Consider the following 12,285-nt stretch of genomic DNA (forward strand, 5'->3'; position numbering starts at 1 on the left):
GCATGAGCGTCGGTCGTTTGCCGTCGCCTCGTGTGACAACGCTCGTCGTTAACCATCAATCTCCTGCAACAACCATTTAAGTTTCGCATTACGCAACTTAAATGGTTGCTGTACGGATTGAAAGGGGATCGAGCTAGTCATGAAAGAGCGCGAAGAACTTGATGCTACAAGGCCCATCGCTGGCGAGGCGCCGCTGCTGTTGAGCGAGATGCACCATCGGGTGGCGAACGAGATCGCGAGTGCCATCGCCGCGATGCGCCTTGCGCAGGGCGCCGGTCTAACTGGTCCCCGTATCACCCTGTTCGACCGTGCGATCGAACGTCTGGAGGGGTTTGGTCAGGTGCACGAGGTCCTCGCCGCGCGATCGGCGCGGACCATCGACTTCGGCGCCGAGCTGCAGCGCCTGACGAGTGGGATCGTGAAGGGCCGGGATGGCCTGGATGGCGCGACCGTGCGGCTCACCGCACGTGGCGCCGTGCTGCCCGGTGGTCCTGCCCGGCGACTGCTGCTCGTCGCGGCCGAACTAATGTATAATGGCATACGGCACGCGCTTTCGGGCAGGCGTGGCAGCCTGTGGATCGACGTGGACCGGGACGAGGACTTCGTCACGCTCGTGGTAAGCGACGACGGACCCGGACTCGCTGGCCCCTCCTGCACGAGCGGGACCGGTCTCGGTTCCGGCATCGTCGCCGAGCTCGTCCGGAAGGGCGATGGCAGGATCGAATGCGACACGAGTCGGCACGGCACGACCTTCCGCGTCACGTTGCCGCTGGCCGGTCCTGCTACGATCGACTGGCTCCTGCCGGAGGCCGAGGCATGAACGGGAATCCGGACGAGGGTGCGCACGAACGCGCGCGAACTGATCTCGCCGTCCAGCTCGAAAGGTTCCCAGTGGCGGTGAACCTGCTGCGCCGGGCGCTGTTCCGGCAGCATCTCATGCTCAACGTATCCTACGCGACGCCGCTGCTGGGGATCGTTTCGCGCATGGAGGGCATCGACTTCGCCGAAGCTGCGTGGTTCATCGCACTTCCGCGCGGCTGGCCGGAGCGGCCACTCGCCACTGATGCCCGTATTACGTCTCACGGCATCGAGCGCGACTTCTCGTTCTCGCGGTCGCAGGTCTGGCGGCGTCACCGGCTCGCTGGAACCGTGGTTCGCACGACCCTGCGGTCCGATGACATGATTGGGATGCGCGTCCTGTCCGACGGCATGGAACTCACGGTCATCGACGGCGCGCTGAGGATCGAAACATATCACGGCCTGGGCCGCGTCTTGCTGGACCACGCCGTTCCGGCGACGATTGCGAACGCTGCAATCGGTCGTCCTATCGACTCGTTGATCGATCATCGCTGGCTCGCGCGAACCCGCTGGCCGGTGCTCCGCATCGACGAAGGCGAGAACCGTACGTCCATAATATTCGAGACCGGCCGGGACCCGTGGTCGATGCCGTGGTCGGTCTACGGCAACCTCGATATGGGGGGGCGAACGCGTGATTGATCAGTACCACCGCTCGGAGGTCATCTGCCTCGTCAACCGGCTCGCCGAACTGGCGGAACGCGTCGGGTTCAAGTCCTGGGAAGTCGAGACGTTGATCTCCGTGCGCCACGGGGTGTGGCCCCTCTCCGCGTCGCGCTGCGAGATGTGGTGGCCAACCGAGGTGCAGGCGCAGAGGATCCGCGCGCTGGTCGAGGTCTGCGCTGGAGCCGTCGCTATGATGGGGCATGACGCTGCCAAATGGCTTCGACGCCGCAACGTCGGGCTGGGACAGTCGCCCATCGGGTTCCTGCTCAGCCGCGCAAACGGATTGGCGGAGATGCATGACCTGCTGCTCCGAGAGGCCGGACAGTGCTGACGCGCCTCAACGATACGAAGCCGGTGCGCTGGGCCATTACCGGGTCAGGTCTTGCGAACCTAGTGACATGCGAGCGTCGATTCCAGAACGACCTGCTCGGTAATCCTGAAGCGCGCGACCCCGTGAATGGCTTCGTCGAGATGCTCTGGCGCGAGGGCAGCCGCCATGAGGACGAGGTCGTGGGCCGGATCGGCCATAGCTTGGTCGATTTGAGGGAGGTGCCGACGGAAGATCGCCCCGATGCCACCTTGGCCGCATTCGCGGCCTTGGCGCCTGTGATCATCGGGGGCCGCCTGGAGATCGGCGACCGAGTGGGAATGCCGGACGTGCTGATGCTCGTAGACGGCAAGTACCACGCCGGCGACATCAAATCGGGTTCTCCCTACGCCCCAAACGGCGTCGACCCCCGCCCGGCCTACGCTGCGCAGGTCGGGTTCTATGCCCGCATGCTTGAGGATGGTGGCTGGGGCAACGGTGAACGATGTTTCGTAATTGGAGGCAACGGTGCCACCGTCTGGTTCGAGACCCGCAAGCCCATGCGCGGGGGAAAGACTACGATCGCCGATGAGGTCGCACGGCTGACGGGGCTTGCTCGCGACATCCGGGAAGGACTTGTCCAGACCGTACCGGCGGCATGCGCGATGTGCGGGCTGTGCATATGGAATTCAGCTTGCAAGTCGGAGCTGGTCGAAACGGACGATGTGACCCTCGTCGCGGGCATAGGCCGATCGCTGCGCACGACCCTCGCGGGATCGGCGACGACCGTGGCCGAACTCGCCGCGCTTCCCATCGGCCCCGCCGCGCCGGCGATCGTCGGGATCGGAGAATCCCGTCTCGAGAAGTTCGTGGAGCGTGCGCGTGCGCTCGGGACGCCTGGCACCGAGGCCTACGCGGTGCGCGCCCTGAACATCGCGCCGCGCGCACGTGAACTTCACCTCGATCTGGAAACCGATCCGACCGACGGCAATTTGGTCTACCTTCACGGGGTATGCGAGCGTTTGCGACGAGGGACGGAAACCGAGGAACGGTATGTCCACTTTCTCGCCGTTGACAAGTCTCGGGAGCGTGCCGCGTTCGCGGACGCCATGGCATTCCTTTCAGCGGATCCTGATGCGCTGATCACCACCTACAGCGGCTTCGAGCGATCGACTTACCGCATGCTGCAGCGGCGCTACCCCGATGTTGCCACGGTTGAGGAGGTAGATGCGCTATTCACGCCGCCCCGGGGGCTCGACCTCTATTTCGGAGCGGTGCTGCCGTCGACCGTGTGGCCGCTCCATTCGCTCGGGCTCAAGCCGATCGCGCGGCACTTGGGATTTCAATGGCAGGACGACGATGCCAGCGGTGCCGCGAGCATCAGCTGGTTCGTGGAGTACGTGCGCTCGCGGGATCCGGCGATGCTAAAGCGCATCCTCGCGTACAACCGGGATGACTGCACTGCCTCGATGGTGGTCTTCGACGGGCTTCTCAAGCTGCCGGTGCGAGCACCGCTGCCCTGGCCACCATCGTCCTAGCCGCGCCGACCGAGGTGACGGGGTCGCAAAGCAACGCAGGGAACGGATGGAGTAAGAAATTATGATTGATGGAGGTGCGCTCGACGCTCGGTTGGTGATTGCCAAGTTGGAGACGGCGGCAGCCGATCTTGGTTTGGCGAACGCGGAGGTGGCCGCCATCCTCTTTGGACGGACCGACGCATGGCCGATGCCGTTAGTCGATCAGTGGGCGGTGATGGAGAAGGGTCAGGAAGGTAGGCTGCGCGATCTGCTGGAGATTTGCAGGATGCTGGCAGGGGTGTTCGGCGCCGAGGCCGTGCTGTGGCTCCGCCGACCGAGCGGTGGATCGGGCATCACGCCGCTGGGCTTTCTAAAGTCGGATCCCGGAGCGCTCCGTGCGCTGCGCGATGTCCTGCGTCTGGAGCAGGGCATCAAGCGATGACCGACGGATCGCCCAGGCATACGTACGTGACCGAACAGCAGGCCGTCATCCACGCGCTGTTTCGAAAGCATCGCTCGATGTCGATCGTCGCGCGGCAACTTGGTCTGTGTCAAATCAGGGTACGCGAGGCCCTGGTCCAGCATGAGCGAAACACCATGCGGGACGCCGGGATGCGTCCGCCCCCATTGAAGGAGATGCTGCGGGGCGATGTTGTCACCAGATTTGGTGTGCCTCGGAGTGAATCCGGCGGCAGGCCGGCGAAGCATGTTCAGCTCGAGAGTGTTTACGCATCGAAGGGCGGACGGATCGAGGGGCGCGCGATCCGCAGCACGCGGACCTACCCGGTTCCGGCTTCGGGGACGACGCGATTTATCATTACTGCCGTCGACGCGGATGCACCCGTTCATCAAGGATTCTGGACGAACCTTCGCGCGTATGCGTCGTCGATTAACGCGACTGTTGCAGTTGTCCGTACCGGCAGCGTCGCCACCAAGCACGATATGATGGCCGACTATCGCGACTTGGTCGTCAACGAAAGGATCACGATCGGTGAATGCCTAGACGTCGTCGTCGACGACATTCCGCCTCAGCGGCTCTCGCGCCCTCTGGAAGCGGCGCGACACAACAACAAGGCGAAATGGACCCTGGTGCCACACCGTGCGATCCAGCTCGAGACGCTGCCGAGGATCCGTGCCGATGGGCTCAAGGCGCAGTTGACAACCGGGGTGATGACGCTTCCCGTCGATGGCACGCGATCGCATCGGCGGGAGGTGGGGGCCGTGATCGCCGAAGTTTCGGCTTCGGGAGGGGTTTACTGCCGACACCTCCTCTCGGACCTCGACGGCGATGGTGCCTTTCATGACTTGCACGTGCGTATCGCAAACGGAGTGGTCAGGTCCGGGGGCCGGGTGGAGGCACTCACCTTTGGCGATGTCCACCACGCGCATCTCGATCCCCATGTTGCCGCGTCGACCTGGGGCATTGGAGCACGCACCGACGCGCCGAAGGCGCTCGTCGACATGCTGCGGCCACGCAATATGGTGTTCCATGATGTCTGCGACTTCGAGGCGCGGAGCGCGTATGATGCGCGCGACCATCACAAGCGCTTCGCGCAGATGATCGCGGGTGGTGGTGATGTCCGTGCCGAGCTGGCGGCCACTGCGGCGTTTCTCGCTGACACGCGACGTAGCTGGTCGCGGAGCGTGGTCGTCGGCAGTAATCACGATATGGCTCTGCTCCGGTGGCTCCGCGAGCAGGACTTCCGCGAGGATCACCGGAACGCGATCTTTTACCTCGAGACGTCGTTACGCCTGCACCGTTGGCTCGCAGAGGGTCGGCCGGCAGATGGGCTCTTCGAACATACGCTCCGCTCGCTTACCTGTGACGGCTTGCGCGGTGTGCGCTTCCTCCGCCCCAACGAAAGCCTCAAACTGGCCGGCGTCGAGGCCTCGATCCACGGTCATCTCGGAGCCGACGGACGTCCCGGCGATGTCCGGTTCTTCGAGCGGCTTGGGATCCGGGCTACGCTCGGCCACACGCACCGGCCGACCACCCGGGACGGCATATACTGTTCGGGCGTCTGCAACACCGAACTTGCTTACGCCCGTGGAACTATCACAGCCTGGGCCACTGGCCACGTGGTGACCTATCCCAGTGGCTCGCGGCAGCATCTAATCTTTGACGGTGGGCGGTTTCATGCCTGAGGTCGCTGCAGAATTTTCGCATTTTCACAGATACGCGCGCGCTTTTCTAAAAACATAAGATTCAACAGACACTTAATTGGACGTTGGCTAATGGCGACTGATGCGAAATCGGCTGCGAAAACGGGCAGCGTGTGGAAATCGGCTGCGTTCGACGCGGCCGGCCTAGACCTGGGGTTCAACGCGCGGCGGCTACGTGCGAACTTAGCGCGCAATGCTCCGGCGATGGCCGCGCTGAGCGCCCTGGGGCTCGACAAGGCTTTGGTCGAACAGGCAGGCCTCGGCGTGAAGGAGCCCTACGTCACCGCCGCAGGCATTGAGGTCAGTGGCGTGCTCACCTATCCGCTGGACTTTAGTGGTGGACGCTGTCGGTACGGCTATTTCGCCATCGACGACATCACGCAGAACCCCGATCATTCGGTTGCATGGAGTCCGGGCGAGGCCCGCACTATCGCCTTCGGCGACGGGTCCACCCTCGCCGTACTCGCCACCCCGGTGGCCTGCCTTCAAGCTCGTTCGGTTATCGAGGCCAAGCGGCTCGATATCGCTCTCCTTGGCTCGTCCCAGCCCGATAGCATTCCGCGTGAATGGATGCAGCCGGATCGCTGGGCTGGCTGGGACAGGATTGTGCTGGACGACGCGCTTCCAGCCACCATTCAGGCCGCAGTAGCCAAGGCGGCAATGCGGCCGGTCGAGGTGGCGAAGGGCGTTCGGATCGAAACGGACCCGTCGCGGCCGATCTCCGAGGTGCTGGAAGAATGGATTGGGCAGATGCTGAGCGAAGCCCGGCCTTTCCAATTGGCGTCTGCAACGGACTGCGATCTCTACGGCCGCGGCTCCGGAGACTATGCGGCGGCCCCAGTGTCGTTGCACGGCGGCGTTATTGATGGCCTCATGTACTATCCTTTCACGATCGAGCGGCGAAGGACGGCGAGCGGAGCAGGGACGCTCATGTGTAGCTATGAGACGCTGACTTTGCGTAGCGACGGGGCTGTGCTGGAGGCAAGGACGCTACCGGCCCCACCCGGGCGTGCTTTACACCAGCGTGTCCATTGCCTGGCGGATGGAACGCGCATCGCTTCGCCACCGCAGACCAGTGCCCACGCCACCTGGTCGTTCGACGGCATTCAGGCCTTCGTGGCTGACCGTGCCGCAGGTCGCGACCCGGTGGCGCGGCCCGTGCTCGACATTTTAATGGACGTTAAGGCCCTGTTTGAATCGCGGATCACGCTGCCGGAACCTTCTGACACGTGGGTGATTACCGCATTCGTGGTCATGACGCACATGTTCAGGGTGTTTCCGTCCATACCGCTTCTATTGGTTGAGGGTCCGCGTGGCAGCGGAAAGAGCGAGATCGCGTCAGCCATTGCCGCATTGAGTTTCAACGCGGTGACGATGGGGCAAGGGTCGGCTGCAGCTTTGGTGCGAATTGCGCAGGAGTGTGGCGGCTTGGTGGTGCTGGACGACGTCGAGGGACTTAGTTCTGGCGGTTCTGGATTTGGAGAGCTCTCTCAGTGCCTCAAGGTTGGCTACCGTTCGTCGACCGCACGAAAGCCGATCGCGCTGGGCTCAGGGCGGGTTGAGACATTCGATTTCTTCGGGCCGCGCGTACTGACGTGCACCCGGGGAGTTGAGCCCATTCTGCGATCTCGTTGCATCAGCATCTTGACCGCTCCTGCCGCCGTCCAGCGATGTGCATACGATCTGGACCTGGCATCGCTGCTGGGCGAGCTGCATGCGCTCGGAATGACGAGGGCGGCGTCTGTATCCGATCGCTACGAGGAGATCGCCTCGCGGGGCGAGGACCGAGCTGACGAGATTTGGGCTCCGTTGGTCGCAATCGCCGAAGTGCTTGGGTCGACGGAGTTCATCAACGCGATCGCCTCGGCACGTGCGCGTCACGTCAGTTAGGGTCAGGTTTCTCAATTAAAGATTGGTAGCAGACATGCCGCAGTCGTCGGGCCAGCTATCGGTTTTTGAATGCCGTGATCACTTGTCATACGCGTAAGGAACAAAACCTAGCGGGGCAGTGCGGATAGCTATTTAGCTAAACCATTGATAACCCATAACAAACTTCTCAACGTTAGTAAGATTAGACATTGGGTTCCAGGTGCGTAATCCCCATGGGCATCTCAGCGTGCTTGAGGACTTTATTGCCTGAAAACAGTGACTTAGATTTTCATCAGTCATACGGTCTGATGCTTAAATGCGCTAAACTTGCGCAAATTATCTTGCGGTTGCGGTTTCGCTGCAAATTGACGTATCGCAACGGGAATCGCTGGGTATCATCTCCCTCAATCGGCTAGCTTTTTCAGTCCCGCCATCCGTGCGCGCTTCATCACTGGGACTACATGCCGCAGCTTGTCCAATGGCCAGAACCGCGCATAATGCTTTTCAGCGGTCCGCGGCATGTCCTGAATGGCGTGCGCGGCCAGTCGCGGATCCCCCGTCACCTTCATGATATGGGTGGCGATCACATGCCGTACAGCGTGCATCCCGTGTGAAACAGCACCCTTGATGGCACCGGTTCCGGTCTGCTCGTTCTTGACGAAGTAGAGGCGAGTGATGGTGTGATAATCTTGACGCATGTTTTCTTCGTCCATGGGGTCACCGTACTGGGTGACGAACAAGGAATCCGACTTTTTTCCTTTCAGTAGGTAGGGGCGGGAGTAAGTGAGATACTCTCTTAGAAGATCGTACAGATCATCCTCGTCCTCTAAGGTGAATTGGTAAGGACGACCCTCCGCGAAGAAGGGGGAATCGAAGTTCTTGAAGCGCTCGGGTTTGATCAGGATCTCCCATGAGACATTGCCATCCTCGTCTTCGACTTCGCGCAATTCGGGATCTCGGCCCGACATGGTCAGCATCATCGTACCGGTCCTCAGTCCAGTCTGGACCAATATGAGCGTCATCAGCTTGCGCCTGTTATGCACGTGCCTTGAGACTGCGACGTGCGGCTTAGAATCGAGGAGGCAGCGCACGCCTTTCATGTAGTGCTCCAGCGGGCGCTTGTGCTGCACGAACTCATCGACCGTCATGAAGGGGTCGCGCGACTTCGGGAGCTTACCGTTGATCACGCGATAGAGGTCCTCTCGCAGCACTTTGTACGCAGCTTCTACGGCGACCTGCCAATTCTTCAGAAATGGCTCGATGTCCAAGACGACCGGGCCCTCCGGCGTGTCGTGGGGATTGGCGTCCCACCACTTCTTGAACTCTATGAGTTGTTCAGACATGTCCTCCTTCCAGATAGGACCCGTCTCCGGCCGCACGAATTCCGCCGCTAGCTGCAGAATGTTGACGAAGCCACGAGTTTCCATGCCTGATCTGCGCGCCCGCCAGTGGCAGAAAACGGATATGAGATCCGGAAAGACGAAAAGCACGGGATGCAGGCGGTCCATCTCGATACCAAGCCCCGCTTCAGGCGTGAAGTCGATCTTCCGGCTTTGAAATCCGGCCACGTAGTCCTCGGCGAGCTTGCGCTTGCGCGTCCAGTAACCAAACAATGAACTCAGCAGTTCCTCTCGGTGTTCGATAGTTTTCTTGCGCCACTTGTCCTTGCGCATCGTGTTGCGCTTCCCGTTCGCATCTACTACCGGCGGGGGGATTACCTCGCCGGGTCGCCGCAGGACCGATGTCCGCTGCTTCGGGATCATCCCCTCCCAAGTGGTCTTGATAACATCGGGCCATTGCTTCTTCTTGAGACGATAGCGATCGCGTGAGAGGACGGCTTGCCGCTTGGCGAAGTCGGTGTCCTGATTGACGATTGACCAGTGCTGGTCTTCCAGAATGGCCCTGCGCTCATCGTCGGACATTTGGCCGAAGGCGAGCGGCAGGTGGCGCGTGTGCCGACTCCGCCGCTTCCCGATTTTAATGGCATCGCCGCCATCCTCATCGAGTTCGAACAGGGAGGCATCGAACCGGCGCGTCCGCCATTCGTCGGAAAGCTCGCCGGCGAGCGTTCCCGGCGGGACTCCTAGGAACAGATCGATCTTTTCGAGCACTGGCCCCATCGGAAGCGATGGAGCCGTCTCGCCGGCCAGCCAATGACGCACCGCTCCAGTGACGCTGGTCGCCTTGATGAGATCCACAGCAGAAGCGCCCGCTTCCAAGCAGAGCACTCGCAGGGCGGTGGCGAACGGCTGTGGTAGCGGCTTGCTGGCGCGCACTTCCGCGTTCCACCCTATCCAACGCCGCATCTCCGCCATCCAGCCGGAACCCGCCCCCTCCGGTCGGTCTAGGATCGCACGCTGCACGCGCGCCTCGAGGTCGTGTGGAACTATGGACGAGAGGTCGCCACCGGCATGTCGTGTGGCCAGGAACAGCTTCAGCGCGCTGACGGAAGTGCGGCTCGCCTGGCCCGGGGAGGCGTTTTTTCCACAATCGGCACGGCGTTCCGCGCGGCCGTATCCCACCAATTCCCTATAGGTGTAACGGCGTTCTGCAATCGCTGGGTGCGGGATCAGCGGGCGGTCCCCGCGTGCAGCCTCCACCTGCGCCATGTGCTCGGAGAAGCGCGTAATGTCGGCCACGCTGACACGACAGTGGTACGCGACGGCCGCGATGTCGATCTTGGCTGGATCCAGTGGATCGGCCGGCAGACCGTCGACGTACTTTGAGAGTCCTAGCGCCAGCAGTTGGGGCACTGCGGGGTTGCGGTACTGGTTGACAGTAGGGAGCATGTCATCGGGCGTCGGATAATAGACGTCGCCCGGCGACTCCTCCTCGGCCATGATCATGCGGAGCCGCTTCATTGCGGTACCGTCTATGTCGATCGGGGCACAACCCAATTCGTGGGCACAACCGATGCGACAGGGGGCCTGGGTGTTTGCGGCAGACCGCGGGGGGCCCTTCCTGCGTGCGCTGATGACAGCGGCATATTGGTCAAGATCTCGGTCGATCTGGCATTCCGGATTGTGGCGGCCGTTGATCGCGCTGAAGCCGTGCTTTTGACCGAGGGCCACGATGGCAGATCTGACTTCAGGCGTCGGCTTGATCCCGGCATGTCCGATGCGGCCCATCACGGCATTGGTCGAGACCCAACGCCCGCCTCCGAGGGACGGTGGGTGGGCGTCATGGCGGCTCATCCAGTCGGAGTAGACCTCTACTTTGCGGAGCAGCAACGCCGGATCGACGCTTGGCCCGGCCAAGGTGCTATTGGCGAAATGCGGAAGCGTCTCGACGAGGCTGAGTTCGCGGATGAGCTCCGCGGTGGCGTGACGGGGGTAGCTTGGCCGCTTCGTCGACTTGGCGTCCCTAAGCTTTGCAGGCTCCGCGTTGCGGGACGGCGTGCCGGATCCACCCTCCGCGGGTCCCTGCATCGCGTGCGTGGCTGCACGGTGCGCGTCAATGTTTTCCATATACTTTTCCTTTCGGTATATCAGTTTCTCGGAATGCCGACGTGCTGAGCGTACTGTCAGTCCTCGACACGCTGCTGGCGGAGGCGCTTCTGTCTGGCGCTGATGGAGCGATCGACGCGCGACGCGGCGTACGCGTCCAGGTCGCAGGGTCTGTATCGGACAGCCGAGCAGCAAAGCGTCACGAAGGCAGGTCCGTCCTCGTCGTACAGACGCATTTTCTCGAGAGTCCCCGGCTTCAGGGACAGATAGATGGCTGCTTCCTTCGTGGTCAGCAGGGTGGGTTTTAGCGTTGCGCTACGTGGCATGAGATACTCCCTTGTTGTTGGGAGCGGTCTCGCCATGTCTTCTAATCGGCTAATAGTCGGCGCAATTAATTGTCTTCGTGCTCAGTCGCGCGGGAGAGGCGAGGTGATCGTGCCGTCTCTAATCGTCGAATCGAGCTGGGATTCGCAGAGGCGAATCTTCTAGGGCGCAGCTGGGTCTGATTCGGATCGGCTATGCCGGTGCCTTAGAAGCCCTTGGTATCCTACCTCCTTTACGGCGGCCCGGGGCCTGTCTGGTCGCGGCCTTCCAGACATCGTCGAACACGCCCCCGGCGACTGCTTCACCGAACTTCGCTACAGCTTTCTGCCTGTAGCTATTTTTCCCTTCGCGTTGTGTCTCCGTAGCGAAGATGCCGGCCAACCACGTTGCCGCCTGATCCACCACCGCATCCCGCTGCACAGGGGACATGCGTTCGGTCGCGAGCAGCGAGATCAAACTGTTCAGTTCGCTCGTCGCGAGCGTCTGGCTTGGGGGAATAACGGTCTCGACGCCGATGATCGCCCTGACGTTGCGCAGCAGGCCGTCGGCCATCTGTTCGATCCGCAGCGGCCACTGGTATTCGGCATTGATGAATGGGCTATTGGGCCTTGCCACGCTCTCGAGTGTAGATGCCACCAGCTCGACCTCGGCGGCCTCCACGAATACCCAGTGCGGGATCCAGCCACCTGGATTGACCTCGATATGGATCACTCCTGTGGCGACAACGTCGTGGTGACCGTCGCCATCCCAGTGCGTTCGCGTCAGGGTCATAGGCGATCCACCGCCAACCCGGCGGCCGGTCGACGACACGTGATGGTGGCGGAGCAGGTCTGCGAGATCCGACGCGATCTTGGTACGGTCCATGGCCCACGGGATGGCATCGGCAACTAGCCCATAGCTCTCCGGCGGACGCATTGACGGCGCCCTGGCAGCACGAACGCGGCGCACGATGTCCTCAACGGCGACGGTCAATAACACACGGCCCGGCGAGGTCGGCAGGCGGTCGGCCGCGACCGAATAGATGCTCCAGGGCTGGCCTGCGGCAAGATCGACTTCGCTTGGTATGCCCCGCTTCATTGCAGCCCTGCCTTAAAAGCGCTGAGCTATCCAAGTGCGCTTAAGATTCCGTCGATGCTTG

At 62.1% G+C, this 12,285-nt stretch carries 10 protein-coding genes; 7 read left to right on the forward strand and 3 right to left on the reverse strand.

What is annotated here, in order from left to right:
- Window positions 1-139 precede the first annotated feature (139 nt).
- The 7 genes from M9978_RS17515 to M9978_RS17545 all read left to right on the forward strand — a co-directional run bounded on the left by M9978_RS17515 (window position 140) and on the right by M9978_RS17545 (window position 7,398).
- Complete coding sequence (locus tag M9978_RS17515; protein WP_254295469.1) at window positions 140-820, forward strand: ATP-binding protein; 681 nt, start codon at window positions 140-142, stop codon at window positions 818-820.
- Entirely contained in the window at window positions 817-1,497 is a 681-nt protein-coding gene (locus M9978_RS17520; RefSeq protein WP_254295472.1) for a hypothetical protein, read from the forward strand. Before M9978_RS17515 ends, M9978_RS17520 begins: the two co-directional genes overlap by 4 nt.
- Window positions 1,490-1,852 (forward strand): antitoxin Xre/MbcA/ParS toxin-binding domain-containing protein, encoded by a 363-nt coding sequence (locus M9978_RS23445; protein ID WP_254295474.1) that lies wholly within the window; start codon window positions 1,490-1,492, stop codon window positions 1,850-1,852. The genes M9978_RS17520 and M9978_RS23445 overlap by 8 nt, the downstream gene beginning before the upstream one ends.
- On the forward strand, window positions 1,846-3,366 hold the full coding sequence (locus tag M9978_RS17530; protein WP_254295476.1) for a TM0106 family RecB-like putative nuclease: 1,521 nt from the start codon (window positions 1,846-1,848) through the stop codon (window positions 3,364-3,366). Before M9978_RS23445 ends, M9978_RS17530 begins: the two co-directional genes overlap by 7 nt.
- A gap of 61 nt (window positions 3,367-3,427) precedes the next feature.
- On the forward strand, window positions 3,428-3,787 hold the full coding sequence (locus M9978_RS17535) for a hypothetical protein (protein ID WP_254295478.1): 360 nt from the start codon (window positions 3,428-3,430) through the stop codon (window positions 3,785-3,787).
- The gene (locus M9978_RS17540) at window positions 3,784-5,490 is read left to right on the forward strand and encodes a hypothetical protein (RefSeq protein WP_254295480.1); all 1,707 of its coding nucleotides are present in this window, start codon (window positions 3,784-3,786) and stop codon (window positions 5,488-5,490) included. Before M9978_RS17535 ends, M9978_RS17540 begins: the two co-directional genes overlap by 4 nt.
- A 90-nt stretch (window positions 5,491-5,580) precedes the next feature.
- Window positions 5,581-7,398 carry a hypothetical protein gene (locus M9978_RS17545; protein ID WP_254295482.1) on the forward strand — a complete coding sequence of 606 codons (1,818 nt, stop codon included), beginning with the start codon at window positions 5,581-5,583 and terminating at the stop codon, window positions 7,396-7,398.
- A 383-nt stretch (window positions 7,399-7,781) separates the two neighbouring features.
- Here M9978_RS17545 and M9978_RS17550 read toward each other — a convergent pair whose 3' ends face one another.
- The 3 genes from M9978_RS17550 to M9978_RS17560 form a co-directional block, all read right to left on the reverse strand.
- Window positions 7,782-10,844, reverse strand: coding sequence for a site-specific integrase (locus tag M9978_RS17550; protein WP_254295484.1), 3,063 nt, complete (start codon window positions 10,842-10,844; stop codon window positions 7,782-7,784).
- Window positions 10,845-10,900: 56 nt separating this feature from the next.
- Window positions 10,901-11,149, reverse strand: coding sequence for a hypothetical protein (locus tag M9978_RS17555; RefSeq protein ID WP_254295486.1), 249 nt, complete (start codon window positions 11,147-11,149; stop codon window positions 10,901-10,903).
- Window positions 11,150-11,339: 190 nt separating this feature from the next.
- Window positions 11,340-12,224, reverse strand: a complete 885-nt coding sequence (locus M9978_RS17560) for a hypothetical protein (protein ID WP_254295488.1) — start codon at window positions 12,222-12,224, stop codon at window positions 11,340-11,342.
- Between the last annotated feature and the right edge of the window lie 61 nt (window positions 12,225-12,285).

The sequence above is a fragment of the Sphingomonas tagetis genome (assembly GCF_024211275.1).
Lineage (GTDB): Bacteria > Pseudomonadota > Alphaproteobacteria > Sphingomonadales > Sphingomonadaceae > Sphingomonas > Sphingomonas tagetis.

Coding starts and splice junctions, on each gene's coding strand:
- M9978_RS17515 (WP_254295469.1), top strand. CDS start 140: ATGAAAGAGCGCGAAGAACTTGATGCTACAAGGCCCATCGCTGGCGAG.
- M9978_RS17520 (WP_254295472.1), top strand. CDS start 817: ATGAACGGGAATCCGGACGAGGGTGCGCACGAACGCGCGCGAACTGAT.
- M9978_RS17535 (WP_254295478.1), top strand. CDS start 3,428: ATGATTGATGGAGGTGCGCTCGACGCTCGGTTGGTGATTGCCAAGTTG.
- M9978_RS17540 (WP_254295480.1), top strand. CDS start 3,784: ATGACCGACGGATCGCCCAGGCATACGTACGTGACCGAACAGCAGGCC.
- M9978_RS17545 (WP_254295482.1), top strand. CDS start 5,581: ATGGCGACTGATGCGAAATCGGCTGCGAAAACGGGCAGCGTGTGGAAA.
- M9978_RS17550 (WP_254295484.1), bottom strand. CDS start 10,844: ATGGAAAACATTGACGCGCACCGTGCAGCCACGCACGCGATGCAGGGA.
- M9978_RS17555 (WP_254295486.1), bottom strand. CDS start 11,149: ATGCCACGTAGCGCAACGCTAAAACCCACCCTGCTGACCACGAAGGAA.
- M9978_RS17560 (WP_254295488.1), bottom strand. CDS start 12,224: ATGAAGCGGGGCATACCAAGCGAAGTCGATCTTGCCGCAGGCCAGCCC.